This window comes from Nocardia sp. NBC_01377 (assembly GCF_045040005.1).
GTDB classification, from domain to species: domain Bacteria; phylum Actinomycetota; class Actinomycetes; order Mycobacteriales; family Mycobacteriaceae; genus Nocardia; species Nocardia noduli.
Genome location: NZ_CP109566.1, coordinates 2,505,614 through 2,523,809, shown reverse-complemented (window position 1 = coordinate 2,523,809; position 18,196 = coordinate 2,505,614). Strand labels below are relative to the sequence as shown.

Here is an 18,196-nt window from a genome sequence, read left to right as displayed (position 1 = left end):
TCGTGTCGTATTCGGTACTGCCTTCGGTGTTTTCCGTAACGCTGTGTGCAGAATAGCGCGCGAACGTCGACCGTTCACGTTCAGCTCGGGATCAGAAGTATCGCATCAACCAAGTTCCCGACTTCCGCCGGGTCGAATCCCTTGTCCCCGCCCAGTTCCGCACGCACGACCGCGCGCGGACCACCGGGGCGGCGGCGCGGCGCTCAGGCGGGCGATTCCACCGCGTCGGGAGCGATCTCGCGCGCCACGCGCAGGCCGGATTCGACCGCCCCGTCCATGTAACCGGCCCAACGCGTGGCGGTTTCGGTGCCCGCCCAGTGCAGCGGCCCGACCGGGGCGCGCAGCGCGGGACCGAATCGGGTCAGCGTCCCCGGAGTGGCGAACGCGCCGTAGCAACCGCGACTGAATTCCTCTTCCGCCCAGTCTCTTTCGATGAAATCAATCGGGTCGCCCGCCTTCGGACCGAAGTAGCCGACGAGATCGGCCAGCACCCGCGCGCGCCTGCCGCCATGGCCGAGGCGGGCGCCGATATCGGCGTGGCGGCCCTCGAGGAACCCGACGAGTACGCCCGGGGCGCCGTCGAGCGGCGTGTTGTCGAAAACCGTACCGAGCGCCCTGGTATCGCTGTTGGCCTGGCCGCTGAAACCGTCACGCCGCCAGAACGGTTCGTCGTAGACGACGTTCACCTTGATCACCCGCCCCATCGGAAGACGTTGGACGAGTTGATCACGATCACCGGGCAGGCCGGGAGCGTAGCGAATGCGGGCGCTCAACGGCGGCGGGATCGCCAGCACCGCACGGCGGGCATGAACGGCGATGCCCGCCGCCCGCACCCGGACACCCGCCGGATCCCAGTCGATCCCGTCCACCGGCGCTCCGAGTATCACCCGTTCACCGAGCTCCTCGGCCAGCGTGAGGACGATCCGCTGCGATCCGCCCACCACGCGATCCTGCTGCGCCCCGCCCCCGGTATCGATCAACGCGTCGAGCCCACCCGCCGCGCCGATGTAGAAACCGGCCCACAGGGCCGACAGATCCTCCGGGCCCGCCGAGAACACCGCCTCGGTGATCAACCGGAGGAAGGCCCGCCCGTCGCGGGTGCGCGCGGTCCGGCGCAGCCAGGTAGCGAAGGTCTGGGAGTCCAGACGTTCGGCGTCGGCGGCCAGCCACGGTTCCGCGGCGGGGATCCGGCGCGCCATCCGATCCAGCCGCCACTGCGTCTGCGCGATATCGGCCAGCGCCACCGGATTCAGCCTCGGGATCCGTCCGCTGTATTCCGAACGCGCCGTTCCGAGTTCGGCGATGCGCAACCCGTCATCGAAGGTCGGGAAGGTTTTCAGTCCGAGTTCGCGGATCAGCGCGAGCACCCGGTTCTGGCCGGGGCCGACCCACTGGCCGCCGACCTCGATCGGCAGACCGCCCGGTAATCGCGCGTTGAGCAGGCGTCCGCCCACGCGGTCGCGCGCCTCGAGCACCAGCACGTCCAGGCCGCGCCGGATCAACTCCCTGGCGGCGACCAGCCCGGCCAGGCCCGCGCCGACCACGACGACCTCCGTCGACATCTCCATGACGATCCACCTTCAACCGACGAATCCGACATACACACCGTATGCGTCCGCGGTCGCTCCTTCGGCCGAATGCGAAGCCCGCACCGAAGGGCCGAGGTGTTCCGACGGTCTCCGACGGCCCCGGCCCGGTGTTCTAGACTCGACCGGTGCCGGTCCCCTCGTCACCCGCGTCGACCCCCGTCGGGGGCGGCAGGCAGGCGCGTTGGCAGCCGCACAACGACCAGCGGCGCGAACGCATCGTGGCGACGCTCATCGAGTTGCTCGAGGAAGGCCCGGCCGGGGCCGAGGTGGCGATGCAGTCGATCACCGAACGGGCCGGATTGTCGAAATCGGTGGTGTACCGCCAGTTCTCCGGCCGCGACGAACTCGATCGCCGAACCAGGACCACGATCTGCGAACAGTTCACCGATACGCTCGACACCGCCCTCGACGTCACCGACGGCTCCATCCATCACATCCTGCACCGCAGCATCGGCGCGGTGGTCGACTGGATCGATCGGCATCCCCGGCTGCACGAATTCCTGCGCCGCGGGCCCGCCGTCGGCGATCCGGACGAGACGAACGCGATGAGCAGCTTGCAGACCTCGATCGCGGCGAGGACGCGGCGGCTGGTCTCCGGGCTGGCCGGGGTGATCGGCGTCGTGGACGAACCGGTCGTCGACACCATGACCTTCGCGATCGTCTCGATGACCGAGGCCACCGTCACCCGCTGGGCGCACGATCCCACACCGGCCCTCGATCGCGATCGGCTCGTCGCCGAACTCGCGAACTACGCGTGGAGCGTGCTCGACGGCGTCGCTCGCGCACACCGGCTGGCACTCGATCCGGACCAGCCGCTGCTGGCCCTGCTCGAGCGGCTGGCCGTCCCCGATCCGTGACGCGTGCTCAGGCGACCTCGCGCATGCGGCGTTCCGGTTCGCTGCGATAGCGCGACGGCGCACCGCCGATACGCAACGCCGACCACAGTCGCTCGGTCACCGGATTCATCAGCCCCAGTTCGCGGGCGAGTTTGCGCATATCGCCGAAATAGCCGGCCAGGATGCGGCGCTGCTCCGGGCCGTCCCAGAACGCCTCGCGCATCACCTCGTCGGGAATGTCGAAACGCTCGGCGAACGATTTCGGCGGCGCCATGATCTCCCCGGCCAGCCAGCGCATGGCCAGCGGAAAGGCGAGCGCGGCGGCCATTCTTCCCGGCCCACTCATCCGCTTCAGGTGCGCAGCGAGGAATTCGCCCGCGAAGGAAATGTGCCTGGCCTCCTCGGCGATGTGGATCTCCATCGTGCGCAGCACCGCGGGAGGGATATTGCCGCCGTCGCGGATGACCGCCTTCTGGTAGTGGTCGATCGGCTCCTCGCCGCCCAGGACCCCGATCAGCAGGATGACGTGCGCGTATCCACCCGCGACACCGATGAACGGCGAGAGCGCTCGAAACAGTGGACGCATACCGGGAACGTCGACGCCGATGCGGTTCACCAATTCCTGGAACATCTGGATGTGGTTGCACTCTTCGGTCATCTCGTGCATGCAGTACCGGAATTCCGGCGCGCCGTTGGGCAACTTCATGACGTACTGCATCATGCCGCGGATCAATACGCTCTCGAAGGCCGCGCCGACCTTGATCACATTCGCGACGCGCCATTTGCCGATGTCGATCTGCCGACGCACCGACAGATTCCGGTACCAACTCGTCGCACCGAGCGGATCGTATTCCGGTGACAGGATCCAGCGCGGATCATCCGGATCGATAGCGAATTCGGGCCCATCCCAATCGATATCCAGATAGGGGTCGAACTTGCGGTGCACCGAACCCGCGGACAGGGTCGCCAGCGCGTCCCGATAGCTCTGGTCGAACAGTTCGACGCCCACCGATTCGGACAGCGTCATCGATGCCTCCTCGTTCCGGCCGCTGGCGTGCGGCGTCGGCGATGCGCGGTAGTGCGCGTGGCATCAGAATATATGGGACTCACGGTCCCAGACAATACCCGGCGGTGATCCGCTCACCATCCGGGATCGCCGAGGACCGGGATGTTGACCCAGCTCGGCCGACTCGGATCGAGTTCCAGATGCTGCGGTTTCAGCTCGCTCTCGTTGAGCAGCGGCCGCAGCGGCAGGCCACGCGGCAGGTTCAGCGCGTAGATATCGACGCGCAGGCGATGCCCCGGCGCGAGCACGCCGTCGGTCGCGGCCAGACCGATATCGACCACGGTCGGCTCGCCGGGCACGATCGGCCGACGCGAGTCGAGGGTGAGCACCGGATAGGGATCGGTGTAGTCACCGCTCGGCGACCGGGTGGCCTTCGCGTCGTCCACCGCGCGCAGCGACGCCTGGAGCTGACCGCTGGTCCACACGGTCGACCGACCGTCCGGCGCGACATCGTTGACCGTCACCGCCCAATACCCGTCGGTGCTGTCGAGCACCGTATTCAGGTGGGCCGCAACGGGTCCGGAGATTACTGTCGGCTCGGCGACGGGCGCGCTGGTGAATGTCAGCGCGGCCGCCTCGCTGATGCGGGAATCCTTGGCGCACACGTCGAGTACCGCGGTCACGCCCGCGGTTCCGGTAGCCGAATCCCGCGAACACAGGGTGAGCAGTTCGGGAGCGACGGTCAGCCGTGCCGCGCCGCCGGGAGCCGTGGCGAGCGTGCCGTCGTACGCGCTGCGCGCGGTGCCCGAGACGGCCGGATCGAGATACATGCGTCGGTATTCGGCTCCGGCGCGGGGGAATTCGGTGCCGCCGACCCAGCCGCCGCCCTGCTGCCACAGCGTGACCGGATCGTAGGTTTCGATGCCGTTGTCGATGCCCTTGAGCCAGTGGTCGAACCACGCCCGTTGCAGCACGTCCAGCCGGGGCGGTCCGCCCGGCTGGCCGAGGCCGCTGCCGGTGGTCAGATGGTAGGTGTCGCCCATGATCAGTTTCTTCTGGTCGGCGGGCACGTTCACCGCGTCGTAGACCCGAGGGGAGGAGTAGGCGAAGATGTCGTGCCAGCCGCCGTAGACGAAGGTCGGGATCTCGATCCGGTCGGGATGACCGAGCCACGCCTGACGCACCGGAGTGCTGTCCTGGAGCAGCCCCATCAGGTTCTGCGGAATCTCGTCGACACTCGGCACCGTCAGCGCGGCGAACAGGTAGTCGAAGAACGTCATCGGATCCTGCACACGATCGGCGAGCCATCGCCAGTCGAAAGTGCCAGTCACGATGGACCGCACGTCGGGCACCCATTTGGTGCTGTTGACCGCGAACAGCCACAGCGGCAGGAAACCGATGCCGACACCGCCACCGGTCGCGGCGATATCGCGCATGAGATCGCTGCCGGGCACCACCGGGAAGATCGCCCGCAGCGCCTCGGGACCGCGTTCGGCGGTCTGCAACTGGTTGATGGCCGAATACGAGATGCCGCTCATCCCGACCTTGCCGTCCGACCACGGTTGCGCGGCGGCCCAATTCACCACCTCGACGCCGTCGGCCTGCTCGCGCTCACCGAAGACCTGCCAGACCCCCTGGGAGAAACCGGTTCCGCGCACATCGATGACGACCTGGGTGTACCCGCTCTGGACGAGTTTGCGATCGACGGCGAACGTGCGCGCCGCACCGGCGGGCAGCGCCTTGGCGATCTCCGTGAGCCCGCCGAGTCCGAGTCCGGACAGGTCGAAGCGGTTGAGCACATCCATCAGCGCGTCACCGAGCACCGGAACGCTCAGCGCCGAATCTGCCACATTGGACACGAGTTTCGAATACGGCGTCAGGTTGACGATGGTGGGCGTGCGCTCCTGGATCGGCTGCCCCGAGGCGTCGGCGGGCCGATACACATTGCCCTTCAGCACGGTGCCGTCACTCATCGTGATCGGGACGTCCCATTCGATGAAGACATTCGGATAGGCGCGCGGCCCGTCGTGCGTGGCGGTCCACTGCGCGCCGAGCACTCCCCCGTCCGGCACCGCCCGCCCGGATTGCGCCGATATCACACCGGTGCTGATCGCGATCGCCGCCACCACGAAGGTGACCGCGACCCGGACGAGACGACGCCGTCTGTTCATGAGTCCCCACTCGTTCCGATGTCACCGACGACATCGCCTACCTACCGGCGGGTAACTGTAACGGCGCGTACACCTCCGGGCAACAGGCAATCACCGAGTGTCGCGATTCAGCGACCGAAACCGAGCATGTCCAGGAATCCGTCGAGTTGCAGCTCGAACAGTTCGTCGCGATCGGCGAAGGTCTCGGCGCCGTACTGATCGAAGACGTCGAAGGTGACCGCGCCGAACAGGGCGGGCCACACCGTGACCCCCCTGGCCATCAGCCAATCCGGTACGTCGAGACCGAATTCCGACCGGATCGCGGCGAAGCTCGCCGCCAGCGGACCCGACAGCCGCGGCAGCGGATCGGGCGGAGTCAGCAAACCCCGCGCGCAGGCGTCGGCGAAGAGTGCCTGCATGGCGACGATCACACGGGTACCGGGTTCGACCGTCTGCTCGGCGGGCGCGGCGTAGCCGGGCACCGGTGTGCCGAAAAGTAATCCGTACCTTGCTGTTTCGGCGCGCGCCCAGTGCAATACCGCGCGGCCGAGCACCCGTAGCCGCAGCGCCGGATCGTCCGGGGCATCGGCGAGCGCGGCGTCGACCGCGTCACCGAGGGCGTTGTATCCGTCGATGACGAGCAGGGTCAGCAATTCGTCACGGCTGCTGACGTAGCGGTACACCGCCGAGGACACCACACCCAGGTCGCGTGCCACCGCGCGCAGCGAGAGCGCCGCCGCGCCGTCACTGGCCAGGTGTTCGCGGCCGATCCTGACGATGTCCTCCATGGTCTGGGCGCGAGCGCGGGAGCGGGGTGTCGTCGGCATACCACCACCATGCTCGCACTAGAGAGCGTTGTCAACTAATGAGAGCACTGCTCTTGACAATGTCGGCGGACATCGGCCATGCTCGAAGTCGTCAGAGAGCGTCGCTCTCGAAAGAGATCACCGCCCCCGAACGGGGCGACGAACGAAAAGGATCGACCATGTCGTCACTGCATATCGTCACCGGAGCCGGACCCGTCGGACTCTCCGTCGCCGAACAACTCGCGACCTCCGGCCACACGGTCCGCGTCCTGACCCGGTCCGGCGGCGGCCCCGACCACCCCCTCGTCGAGCGTCAGCGTGTCGACATCAGCGACCCCCGGCAACTGGCCGGACGCTTCGACGGCGCCGCGGCCGTCTATCACTGCGTGCACGCCTCGAAATACGAGGCAACCACCTGGTGGAAGGAACTGCCCGGCATGGAACAACTCGTCATGGACGAGGCCGGACGGGCGGGAACAGTGGTCGCCTTCCCCGAAAGCGTCTACTCCTACGGCAGGGTCACCGGCCGCATCACCGAAAACCTCCCCCGCAACGCCGATTTCGGCAAACCCGCGGTCCGCGTCGCCCTACTGCGCGCCCGCGAAGCCCACACCACACCGACCGTGAGCGTCGCCGCCGCCGACTTCCTCGGCCCCCACGTACGCTCCTCGGTGGCCGGCGAAACCCTCTTCGCACCCCTGCTCGCGGGCAAACGCGCCAAAGCACTCGGCAGGATCGACCTCCCCCACTCCTTCACCTACGTACCCGATCTGGCCGCCGCCATGATCCGGGCCGCCACCGACCGCGAACTCTGGAACTCTTTCCTGCACGCTCCCACCGCACCCGCGATCACCCAACGTCAACTGATCGGACTCATCGGACAGGTCGCCGGAATCGACGACCCGAAAGTCACCGCCCTCGCCCCCTGGATGATCCGCGCGATCGGCTCGGTCAACGGCCTCATGCGGGAAATGGCCGAGATGAGCTACCACCTCGCCGGACCGATCGAATTCGATTCCACCCTCAGCGAGACTCGACTCGGCCTGGAAGCCACACCCCTGGACGAGGCCGTCGCCGCCACCGTCGCCTGGTGGAAAACCCAAGGATGAGTTCACCTCATCCAGTGCGCCCCGACGCGTTCGCCGACACATGAGCGGGAGATCTTTTGTTTCAAGATTCGACCCAGGTTATGAGCACCGCGCGTCGATCGTGCGAGTCTTGCTGAGCGAACTCATACTCGACGTCAACAAGGTCCCCGATATTGATTGCGTCGAAATTTCTTCCTCGAAGAGAATCCAAGCCGAACCAAATTTCATCACCGGCTGTCGTTTCTACGACCCCGGTTGCACGCTTCCTGTTCCAGCGCCAAATCATGCCGCGCGCAGCGTGAACCCCCTCGGTCCGCATGCGAGGGAGGCTACAGGGCTCACGCCTCCTCCCTCCCGATCCTCTCCGACACCGGAAAGCAGACCCGGGTATCAGCCTGCGAGAAGAACACATCGACCGAGTGGCCATGGACCGCGACCGGGGGTGTGGTCCATGGCCTCACGGCACACGGCAACAGCAGACCCCGCCGATCAGAAGGCCTTTCGTGTCGGATCGTCGGGGCGACTCGTGGTCGCCGGCCCCGGTGGCGGTGTTCGCGGGTCGGGTGCGCTCACCGCGAACTCCCCTCCGGCCACCGGGGCCGGGACCGTCGGGCGGCGCGTCACAGCTGCGCCGCCTGTCCTGTCGGGACACGATCGACCTACCGGGTGATCGAGACCATTGCCCACGCCGGATGCCGGAGGCCGGGGTACTCGGCCCGCTCGCCAACTCGGTGGCTCCCGACTCCGGGGGTCGTGTTGCCTTTCGGTGTGTTGTGCATCGGGGTGCCGGTCACGCTGTGAGATCTCCGACGCCACCTCGTCGTGGACGGAGCCGACCGGTCTCGTGAAAGGCCTTCTCGCACAATAATTCGCGCGGCTCCCGGGTCTCGACCGATTTCCTGTCGGATCACGGTCATTTCCTGTCGACACGGTGCCCGACGAGCGAGCGACGGTCGAGTCCATGTAGCTGCCGACGCACCGCCGCTCCCCCGCCACTGTCGCCGAGGCACATCGACCCTCGAGTTGTAATCTTGTGCCAAGTTTTGCTGCTTGCGGGTGCGTGGAAGGGCGGTCCCTGTGACCGATGCGGAGTATCGGAGAGAGGAATTCACGACCGACGACGAAGATCCGACGGCGTCCTGGGATTGGTATCTCAGCAACCGGCAGGGCTCGGTCGGGTTGGCTTTTCGTGCCGAGGAATTCCGATCGGACGCGTACGCCCAGAACGTCGGCCGTTTCCAGATAGTCCGATTCTCCTCGGCCGCAGTGGATTACCGGCGCTCTCGACGGAATATTCGAGCCGACGAAGGCGACAACAGTTACCGACTCCTGATCCCGTTGCGCGGGCGTTTCGAGTTCGAACAGGGGGATTCCAGGGAGATCTTCCAGCCGGGCAAGATCGGCTTCTTCCATTGGAACCGTCCGCTGTTCATGACGCACGACGACACCATCAGCGCATTGATCATGACGGTCCCCGAAGGATCGATCGATCCCCGACGCGCCGAGGACGCCCCGCTCGCGCTGGACGAGAAGCGTCCCCTGGTACGCGCCCTGGACGCGCAGGTCCGATTGCTCGTCGAGGCCGAGGGGTGGACGGCAGCGGATTTCAGCGTCGCGTTCTCCGGGGCGCTCATGCTGCTCGACGGGGTGCTCAACCCGTTCCCCGCCGTCGGGTCGGGCACGCGCGCCGCGGACGCGGAACGCGCACGGCGTCTCATCGAAGAGCACGCGAACGACCGCGCTGTGACGCCGCGAGCCATCGCCGCGATATTGGGTATCAGCGAGCCGACGTTGTACAGGGCGCTGAAAAGAGCCGGATATCCTTCGCCGGGTGCGATGCTGCGCGCGGTCCGTGTCGAACGGGCGCATCGGCGATTGTCCGCCGCGCTGCCGGTCGACATGGACCGAATCGCCTTCGAGGAAGGATTCCCCAGCACGCGCAGATTCCGGGAGTCCTATCGCGAGCATTACGGGCGGACACCCGCCGAGACGCGCGAAGACCTGTTCGGCGACGGCGGCGGGTAGTCCGCTTCCGGCTCAGCTCGCGGCGCCGCAGACGCGATTGGGTTCGTCGGTGGCGGGGTCCAGATCGGTGATGTTGTCGTCGACCAAGGCATTGGCGTAACCGACGATGGCGGCCTGTTCCTCACCACCGGCCAGCACCGCCAGGCCCGACAGTCGGTCGGACAGACTATGCGCGGTCGCATCGTCCAAGTTGCCGCCGCTGATATCGACGGCGGCGTTGATCAGGTCGACCGCCTTGGCGCAGATCGGGGACTGCGCGTACGCCGGTGCGGCGGGCGCGACCTGTAGGGCGGCGGCCGCGGCCGCGGTCAGCCCATGCCCGTTGTCGCGACATCGGTGAGTGCGGACCGCACCGATATGTAGATGCGGCGATCCTGCGAAAACTCGGGATCGCGTCGCGTGAGCACATCGTCGAGCACATTCCCGAGGACTCGACGACATGTGCGCGGTGAGCACACCTCGTCCGATCGGCGCGTGAGCGGCGCTGGAGATTTGCCGCGTACTGTCGATGGCATCGGGACGGACCGCCCTCGTGGGCACCGTTCCGATTGGACAGTGCAGCGAGACGGAGAGGTCAGGTCGTGACGGAAGAGGTCAGCGACTGTCGCGATCGGCCGACGCAGGGCGAGGCGATGATCGGCTTCATGAGCCGGATGCGCGACGAGATGACGCGCTTCGTGATGGAGTACGAGTTCGCGGTGAAAGAGCTGCTCACGAAGGTGACGATCCTGCGTGAGGAATTCCTGCATCTGCACCACTACAACCCCATCGAACACGTCACGTCCCGGGTGAAATCTCCCACGAGCATTCTGCAGAAGGCGATCCGCAAGGACATCCCGCCCGAGCTGCCCGCTCTGCGCGAGCACATCACCGATATCGCGGGCGTGCGGGTCACCTGTAGCTTCATCGGCGATACCTACCGCGTGCTCGAGGCGCTGACCTCGCAGGACGACGTCCGGGTGATCGCGGTCAAGGACTACATCGCCCACCCGAAGCCGAACGGCTACAAGAGCCTGCACGCCTTGGTGGAGATCCCGGTGTTCCTGTCGACCGGGCCGGTGAACGTGACGGTCGAACTCCAGGTTCGCACGGTCGCCATGGACTTCTGGGCGACGACCGAGCACAAGATCTTCTACAAATACGACGGCGATGTCCCGCAGCGGCTCATCGATGATCTGACCAGCGCCGCCGCGACCGCGGCGGAACTCGACCGCCGGATGGAGCAGTTGCATACCGAGGTACACGGCGTGGACGGCAGGAACCTGGGCCCGCAGCGCGAGATCGATGACGAGGTGCTCCGGTACCTCAGCGAGCACGCGCGCAGCCCAAGGACCTGACGCCGCCGGACAACCCCGGTAGCCGTCCCGCCCGCGGGCGGGGCGTCGTAGGCGATGAGATCGTGCTCACATACGGATCCTTCCGCTGAGAACGCCCCACTCGGACTGTTCGGCGTACTCCTGGAGTGTCAGAACGGGATTCGTGTCGCTTCGAACGGGGTCGGCGAAGTCACGTGACGGTGAGATCGTGCCCACAGCCTGCTCGTGCGAGATTGGTTTCGGCGATTCGGGGTACACATGTCGGCTCGAGTCAGGACTGGCCGCAGCCAGGGACGTAAGGTTTTCCCGGGAACAAGTAGTACATAACCGTTTCACGGGTCGACATGGTCGGCCGAGACGGAGCCGGTGTTCCCTGCGAGGACCAGATGGATTCCGGTTCAAGCCTTTTCGATGCGAGGTTGGGTTATGACGGACACAGTGACGCCCGACGCGGGGACGGCACCGACGCAGGTCGAGACGGCCCCCGGTCAGGTAGAGCTGCATCAACTCCTGGCCGGGCTGACCGCGGTGCGCGACGGCGACTTCGGCACCCGGCTGCCGACCGACGCCGATGGATTACTCGGTGAGATCGCGACCGTGTTCAACGGCATGGTGGACCAGCTGTCGCTGTTCACTTCCGAGGTCACCCGCGTCGCGCGCGAGGTCGGCACCGACGGGCGTCTGGGCGGACAGGCCGAGGTGCCGGGGGTGTCGGGTACCTGGAAGGACCTCACCGACTCGGTGAACGCGATGGCGGGCAATCTGACCAGTCAGGTCCGCGATATCGCCCAGGTCGCGACCGCGGTGGCCCGCGGTGATCTGTCGCAGAAGATCGACGTGGACGCCCGCGGTGAGATCCTGGAGTTGAAGAACACCGTCAACACGATGGTCGACCAGCTGTCGGCCTTCGCCGACGAGGTCACCCGCGTGGCCCGCGAGGTCGGCTCCGAAGGTCGGCTCGGCGGCCAAGCCGAGGTGCCCGGCGTCGGCGGGGTGTGGCGTGATCTCACCGACTCGGTGAACTTCATGGCGGGCAACCTCACCGACCAGGTCCGCAACATCGCCCAGGTGACGACCGCCGTCGCGCGCGGCGACCTGAGCCAGAAGATCACGGTCGGCGCGCGCGGCGAGATCCTCGAGCTGAAGAACACCATCAACACCATGGTCGACCAGCTCTCCTCGTTCGCCGACGAGGTCACCCGGGTGTCGCGCGAGGTCGGCACCGAAGGCATTCTGGGCGGCCAAGCCGACGTCAAGGGCGTGTCGGGAACCTGGCGCGACCTGACCGACTCGGTGAACTTCATGGCGGGCAACCTCACCGCGCAGGTGCGCTCGATCGCCCAGGTCGCCACCGCCGTCGCCCGCGGCGATCTGACCCAGAACATCACCGTGGACGCCCGCGGGGAGATTCTGGAACTCAAGAACACCATCAACACGATGGTCGACCAGCTGTCGGCCTTCGCCGACGAGGTCACCCGCGTCGCCCGCGAAGTCGGCACCGAAGGCAGACTCGGCGGCCAGGCCGATGTGAAGGGTGTCTCGGGGACGTGGAAGGACCTCACCGAGTCGGTCAACGTCATGGGCGACAACCTGACCGCGCAGGTGCGCTCGATCGCGCAGGTGACCACCGCTGTCGCGCGCGGTGACCTGACCCAGAAGATCCGGGTCGACGCCCGTGGCGAGATCCTGGAACTCAAGGAGACCATCAACACGATGGTCGACCAACTGTCCTCCTTCGCCGACGAGGTCACCCGCGTCGCCCGCGAAGTCGGCACCGAGGGCAACCTCGGCGGTCAGGCCACCGTGCGCGGCGTCTCGGGCACCTGGAAAGACCTCACCGACAACGTCAACGTGATGGCCTCCAACCTGACCAGTCAGGTGCGCTCGATCGCCCAGGTCGCCACCGCGGTGGCCCGCGGAGATCTGAGCCAGAAGATCACCGTGGAGGCCAAGGGCGAGGTCGCGGCGCTGGCCGGGGTGATCAACACCATGGTCGACACCCTGTCCGCGTTCGCCGACGAAGTCACCCGTGTGGCGCGCGAAGTGGGCACCGAGGGCATGCTCGGCGGTCAGGCCCGGGTGCCCAATGTCGCGGGCACGTGGAAAGACCTGACCGACAACGTCAACTCCATGGCGAACAATCTCACCAATCAGGTGCGCAATATCGCCCAGGTCACCACGGCCGTCGCCCAGGGCGATCTGACCCGCAAGATCGACGTCGACGCGCGCGGGGAGATCCTCGCGCTCAAGACCACGATCAACACGATGGTCGATCAGCTCTCCGCGTTCGCGGCCGAGGTCACCCGCGTCGCGCGCGAGGTGGGATCGGAGGGTCGCCTCGGCGGACAGGCCGAGGTCGAGGGTGTCTCGGGCACGTGGAAACGGTTGACCGAGAACGTCAACGAACTGGCGGGCAACCTGACCCGTCAGGTCCGCGCCATCGCCGAGGTCACCAGCGCGGTCGCCGAGGGCGACCTCACCCGGTCCATCACCGTCGAGGCCTCCGGCGAGGTCGCCGAACTCAAGGACAACATCAACTCGATGGTGGGGTCGTTGCGCGAGACCACCACCGCCAACCAGGACCAGGACTGGCTCAAGACCAATCTGGCCCGCATCTCCGGACTCATGCAGGGCCAGCGCGATCTGCACGTGGTCGCCGAGCTGATCATGGATGAGCTGGCACCGTTGGTTTCGGCGCAGTTCGGCGCCTTCTACCTGGCCGACGAGACCACCGAACGACCGGAACTGATCCTGATCAGCTCCTACGGCAGCCCGACGGAACCGGGCTCGCAGGTGCGGTTCACCTTCGGTCAGTCGCTGGTCGGGCAGGCGGCACGCAGCCGCCGCACCATCGCGGTGGACGAGGTACCCGGCGACTACGTCGCCATTTCCTCCGGACTGGGCCGGACCGCGCCGGTCAACCTGCTCGTGCTGCCGATCGTGGTGGAGGAGCAGGTACTCGGTGTGATCGAGCTGGCCTCGCTGCACCGCTTCACCCACATCCACCGCGACTTCCTGGACCAGCTGATGGAAACGGTGGGCGTGAATGTCAACACCATCATCGCCAACGCACGCACCGATGAGCTGTTGGTCGAGTCGCAGCGCCTGACCAGCGAGTTGCAGGCCCGCTCCGAGGAATTGCAGGTGCAGCAGGACGAGTTGCAGCGCTCCAACGCCGAACTCGAGGAGAAGGCGGCGCTGCTGGCCACCCAGAATCGCGATATCGAGGCGAAGAATCTCGAGATCGAACAGGCCCGCCAAGAGCTGGAGACCCGTGCCCAGCAGCTCGCGCTCGCCTCGAAGTACAAGTCGGAGTTCCTGGCCAATATGAGCCACGAACTGCGCACGCCGCTCAACAGCCTGCTGATCCTGGCTCAGTTGCTGGCGCAGAACCCGGCCCGCAACCTCACCGCCAAGCAGGTCGAATACGCGGGCATCATCCACTCGGCGGGTTCGGACCTGCTGCAACTGATCAACGACATCCTCGATCTGTCCAAGGTCGAGGCGGGCAAGATGGACATCACGCCCGAGGCTGTGCCGTTGCGCAAGCTGCTGGACTACGTCGAAGCCACCTTCCGGCCGATGACCACGCAGAAGAGTCTCGGCTTCCGGGTCAGCGCGGCCCCGGGTCTGTCGCTGGACCTGCTCACCGACAATTCGCGGTTGCGCCAGGTGCTGGGCAACCTGCTGTCCAACGCGGTGAAATTCACCGAGACCGGGTCGGTGGAGTTGCGTATGGAATCGGCGACGATCGAGGAGCTGCCCGCCGCCGCCCGCAGGCACGGCCCGGCCATCGCCTTCCGGGTGATCGACACCGGTATCGGCATCGCCGAACATCAACTCGAGTCGATCTTCGGTGCGTTCCAGCAAGCCGACGGCACCACCAGCCGCAAATACGGCGGCACCGGTCTCGGCCTGTCGATCAGCCGTGAGATCGCCTACCTGCTCGGCGGCGCGATCACCGCGGAGAGCACACCGGGCAAGGGCAGTACCTTCACCCTCTACCTGCCGGTCGCCCGTCCCGACTTCCGCGAGGCGCAGCATCCCGAACGCGAGGACGATCGGCAGCCCGACCGTCAGCCCGAACACGTGCCTGCCCCGACCACGCCGCAGCAGCAGCACCGCAGGCTGCTCGTCGTGGAGGAACGCCCGCAGGGGCTGTTGACGCTCGTCGCGCAGAGTGCCGTGGCCGATCTCGCCGACACCCACGATCCGCGTGGCCCCGTCCAGGTCGTCACCGCGATCGGCGTCGGGGAGGCGGCCGCGACCATGGCCTCCGAGGTTTTCCACTGCGTGGTGCTCGAACTGGACATGCCGGAGGGCGCCGCGCTGCGATTGCTGGAGACGATGGACGAGGACGTCGCACTGACCGATGTCCCGGTGCTCGCTCACAACAACCGGCGACTCGGCCTCGAAGAGGAACACCTACTGCAGGAACGCACGATGCGCAGGCCGCTGGAGTTGCTGTCGAGTCTGGACGAATTGCGTGAGCGCATCGCCCTGCACATCACCGCCGAGGCGCCCGGCGATGTGCTGCCGCTGGTCCGTGCCGACGAGACTCCGGCCGCCGTACCGCAGCAGCGTCGCCACGGTCGGCTGGCCGGGCGCACCGTGCTGATCGTCGACGACGACGCCCGTAATCTGTTCGCGCTCAGCAGCATTCTCGAATTGCACGCCGTCACGGTGTTGCACGCCGAGAACGGGCGCGAGGGTATCGACGCCCTGCTCGCCCACCCGGAAACCGACCTGGTCCTGATGGACGTGATGATGCCCGAGATGGACGGCTACACCGCGACCGCGAAGATCCGCGAGATGCCGCACTACCAGAATCTGCCGATCATCGCCGTGACGGCCAAGGCCATGCTGGGTGATCGGGAGAAGAGCCTGGCCTCGGGCGCCAACGACTACGTGACCAAGCCGGTCGATGCCGATGCGTTGCTGGTCTGCATCCAGCACTGGCTCGGTACGAGATGACCGATCTCGATATACCCGGCGCGGCCGAGGGGACGGCACCGGACGCGGCCGTCACCCGCCTCGCGGCCACCGTCGCCCGGTTGCGTGCGCAGATCCAGCACGCTCAGGCCGGCGCCGAAGGACGGGCGCTGATCGAGATGGCCAAGGGCATCATGGTCGAACGGTTGCGATGCGGACCCGCGCAGGCGGCGCGCCAGCTGGAGAGTTTGGCCGAGCGGGCCGGTGTCACGTCGCTGGAATTGGCCGTCGATCTGATCAACCAGGCCGCGGACGACACGCTGAGCGCCGTGATCGACGAATTCCCGCTGCGCACCGGCACTTCCGAGGAACCCTCGACGGCGTCGCGCCTGCGTACCGCCGAAAGCGCGGTGCTCGCGACCGGCGACCCGCAGCGCGTGGCCCAGTCGATACTCGACCACGCGCTGGTGCCTCTGGGGGCGTCGGCGGTGGCGATCTGGTCCGTCGGCGCGGATTCCTCGCTGTCGCTGGTGGGTTTCGCGGGGATCGACCGGCACGAGGCCGAGCGGTGGCGTTATGTGCCGCCCGGTGTCGCCACTCCCGCCCGTCAGGCGCTGATGCGACGGGAAGCGCAGTGGATCGAGGATCTGCGGGCGGCCGGGTTGCCGTCGATCGGCGATCACGCGGGCGGTCGGGTCGCGATCCCGGCGGGCACCGGTGGCAAGCTGACCGGGGTGCTGGAAATGTGCTGGCCGACACCGCTGGCACCGCAACCACCCCGGGTGCGGCGGCAACTGGAGGCGTTGGCGGAGTTGTGTGCCCACACCCTCGAATCCGGTCCGTCCGCCGTGGGCGAACCGGATCGACCCGACGTCGCCGACCTGGTCCGCTTGACCGACAGCCTGTTCGACCCGGCGCTGGTGCTGCTGCCGCATCTCGGCGCGGACGGCGCACTCGCCGATTTCCGCATCCATCACGTCAACTCGTGTTTCGTCGATCCGGTCGGGCGTGCGCGCGGCGCGGTCAGCGGCGCCCTGCTGTTGGAGGCCTACCCGCTGGCCACGATCGAGGGGCGACTGTTCGAACGGATCGAGCACGTCTTCGCCACCGGCGAGACCTACCGCGCCGACCGGGTCGTGCTGACCGAACTCGTCGATCAGGTACCGCTGACGGTCTCGGCCGCGCTCAGCGTCAGTCGCCACGGCGACTGCGTGCTGGTGCTGTGGCGGGTGGAGGACGAGACGGCTCGGCTGGCCGCGCTGCTGCAACACGCCCAGCGCCTCGGACGCGTCGGCGGTTTCGAGGAGGACACCGCCACCGGCCGAATCACCTGGAGCACACAGCTCTACGACCTGCACGGACTCGGCCCCGCGGCGAATCCCGTTCCCCTCGAACAGCTTCCGGACCACGTCCACGGCGACGACGCGGAATCGGTGCGGCGGCTGGTGCGGACGCTGGTGCGCTATCACCGTCCGGCCTCGGCGGCGTTCCGGCTGATCCGGCCCGGCGGCGACACCCGCCACATCCGGATCGTCGCCGAACCGGTTCTCGACCACGACGGGAACCTGCTCGCCCTGCGTGGCGCCTACCAGGACATCTCCGCACAGCACTGGACCGAGGTCGCGCTGTCGGCGACCCAGGATCGTCTCGCGCACACCGAGCAACACGCGGCGGAGCAGAGCCGGTTGGCGCGGCAACTCCAGCAGGCGATCATGCCCGACAAACAACCGTCCATCGAGGCGTTCGGCCTGCATATCGCGGTGCGCTACCGCCCCGCCGAACAGAGCCATATGGTCGGTGGCGACTGGTACGACGCGATCGTGCTGCCCTCCAAGCAGATCCTGGTCTCCGTCGGCGACATCACCGGTCACGGCATCAAGGCCGCGACCGGAATGGTCGTGCTGCGCAACGCGCTTCGCGGCCTCGCCACCACCGGCGCGGGGCCGGGGCAGATGCTGACCTGGCTCAACCTCGTCACCCATCACCTGACCGAGGATCTCTACGCCACCGCCGTCTGCGGGCTCTACGATCCGCAGACACGGGTATTGCGGTGGGCGCGGGCGGGGCACCTGCCGCCGGTGCTCGTGCGTGACGGTGTGGCCACGTCACTACCCGAACTTCGCGGAATGCTGCTGGGCGCCGTCGCGGAGATGACCTACGAGGAAGCCGAACTCCAACTCGACTCCGACGATATCCTGCTGCTCTACACCGACGGTCTGATCGAGCGCCGTGACCTGCCCTTGGACGACTGCGTGGAGCGGCTGCTGACGCAGGCAGCGCGGTTCACCGGAGCGCTGGACGATCTCGTCGACCACGTGCTCCAGGACAGTGACGCCAACACCGACGACGACACCTGCGTGGTGGGGATCCAGGTGGGACACGGCACCGGCGCGTCGACAACACGGTGACGGAGGAGCGGAAAACGTCTCCTTCCACTTCCAACTTATA

At 67.1% G+C, this 18,196-nt stretch carries 11 protein-coding genes; 6 read left to right on the top strand and 5 right to left on the bottom strand.

Annotated elements, in window-relative coordinates; all coding sequences use genetic code 11:
- Positions 1–203 precede the first annotated feature (203 nt).
- Entirely contained in the window at positions 204–1,568 is a 1,365-nt protein-coding gene (locus OG225_RS11465) for a flavin monoamine oxidase family protein (RefSeq protein ID WP_405181649.1), read from the bottom strand.
- Between the two features lie 146 nt (positions 1,569–1,714).
- Between OG225_RS11465 and OG225_RS11460 the strand changes: the two genes are divergently transcribed.
- Positions 1,715–2,446, top strand: coding sequence for a TetR/AcrR family transcriptional regulator (locus OG225_RS11460; protein ID WP_405181648.1), 732 nt, complete (start codon positions 1,715–1,717; stop codon positions 2,444–2,446).
- 7 nt (positions 2,447–2,453) lie between these two features.
- Here the strand turns inward: OG225_RS11460 and OG225_RS11455 are convergent, their stop codons facing one another.
- The 3 genes from OG225_RS11455 to OG225_RS11445 form a co-directional block, all read right to left on the bottom strand.
- Positions 2,454–3,452 (bottom strand): diiron oxygenase, encoded by a 999-nt coding sequence (locus OG225_RS11455; protein ID WP_405181647.1) that lies wholly within the window; start codon positions 3,450–3,452, stop codon positions 2,454–2,456.
- A 113-nt stretch (positions 3,453–3,565) separates the two neighbouring features.
- Complete coding sequence (locus tag OG225_RS11450) at positions 3,566–5,602, bottom strand: CocE/NonD family hydrolase (protein ID WP_405181646.1); 2,037 nt, start codon at positions 5,600–5,602, stop codon at positions 3,566–3,568.
- Between the two features lie 107 nt (positions 5,603–5,709).
- Positions 5,710–6,408 carry a TetR/AcrR family transcriptional regulator gene (locus OG225_RS11445; protein WP_405181645.1) on the bottom strand — a complete coding sequence of 233 codons (699 nt, stop codon included), beginning with the start codon at positions 6,406–6,408 and terminating at the stop codon, positions 5,710–5,712.
- 158 nt (positions 6,409–6,566) lie between these two features.
- Between OG225_RS11445 and OG225_RS11440 the strand changes: the two genes are divergently transcribed.
- Together OG225_RS11440 and OG225_RS11435 are read left to right on the top strand one after the other, a co-directional pair.
- The gene (locus OG225_RS11440) at positions 6,567–7,496 is read left to right on the top strand and encodes an NAD-dependent epimerase/dehydratase family protein (protein WP_405181644.1); all 930 of its coding nucleotides are present in this window, start codon (positions 6,567–6,569) and stop codon (positions 7,494–7,496) included.
- A 1,056-nt stretch (positions 7,497–8,552) separates the two neighbouring features.
- Complete coding sequence (locus tag OG225_RS11435) at positions 8,553–9,500, top strand: AraC family transcriptional regulator (RefSeq protein ID WP_405181643.1); 948 nt, start codon at positions 8,553–8,555, stop codon at positions 9,498–9,500.
- 12 nt (positions 9,501–9,512) lie between these two features.
- Here OG225_RS11435 and OG225_RS11430 read toward each other — a convergent pair whose 3' ends face one another.
- Positions 9,513–10,040 carry a hypothetical protein gene (locus OG225_RS11430; protein WP_405181642.1) on the bottom strand — a complete coding sequence of 176 codons (528 nt, stop codon included), beginning with the start codon at positions 10,038–10,040 and terminating at the stop codon, positions 9,513–9,515.
- Positions 10,041–10,132: 92 nt separating this feature from the next.
- Between OG225_RS11430 and OG225_RS11425 the strand changes: the two genes are divergently transcribed.
- From OG225_RS11425 to OG225_RS11415, 3 genes are all read left to right on the top strand, one after another.
- On the top strand, positions 10,133–10,837 hold the full coding sequence (locus OG225_RS11425) for a GTP pyrophosphokinase family protein (protein ID WP_405183236.1): 705 nt from the start codon (positions 10,133–10,135) through the stop codon (positions 10,835–10,837).
- 405 nt (positions 10,838–11,242) lie between these two features.
- Positions 11,243–15,790 carry a HAMP domain-containing protein gene (locus tag OG225_RS11420; protein ID WP_405181641.1) on the top strand — a complete coding sequence of 1,516 codons (4,548 nt, stop codon included), beginning with the start codon at positions 11,243–11,245 and terminating at the stop codon, positions 15,788–15,790.
- The gene (locus tag OG225_RS11415) at positions 15,787–18,156 is read left to right on the top strand and encodes a SpoIIE family protein phosphatase (protein WP_405181640.1); all 2,370 of its coding nucleotides are present in this window, start codon (positions 15,787–15,789) and stop codon (positions 18,154–18,156) included. The genes OG225_RS11420 and OG225_RS11415 overlap by 4 nt, the downstream gene beginning before the upstream one ends.
- The last annotated feature ends 40 nt before the right edge of the window (positions 18,157–18,196 follow it).